This is a genomic window from Paenibacillus sp. 01T422, assembly GCF_056398785.1.
The window spans coordinates 1-391 of record NZ_JBFTQB010001710.1; the positions used below are offsets into that span (position 1 = coordinate 1).

Here is a 391-nt window from a genome sequence, read left to right on the forward strand (position 1 = left end):
GTTATGCCACTGGATGTAACCTCAATTACTTTCATGAGCACTACTCCTTTACCCGACCATAGTGTATCTTATCAATACGTGACCCTTAAGCGTAATGACGTAAATCTAGTCAACTTTTTTTCCACTAAACTCTTCTCTTACCATCTGCATTTGAGTAATATGACGTTTCGCATGCTGACACATGAAATAAATATATTGGTAAACATCAATTTTTCCGAGATTGTTTACAGTCATCATCGTTTTATATAAAATGCCTTCCCCATCTGGTATTTCTCTAAGTATTTCTTTGCACTCATTTATTTGTTCTTCCAGAATTTTTTTTATTGCTAGTATTGTTTTATCTCCCAATGGTTCCATATGCTCAGGTCGTATCCAGACAAATGATTTATGT

At 34.5% G+C, this 391-nt stretch carries 1 pseudogene; it reads right to left on the minus strand.

The features are described from left to right. Positions 1–105 precede the first annotated feature (105 nt). Positions 106–391: pseudogene (locus AC1DUA_RS40890) on the minus strand (DinB family protein); the annotation flags it as partial.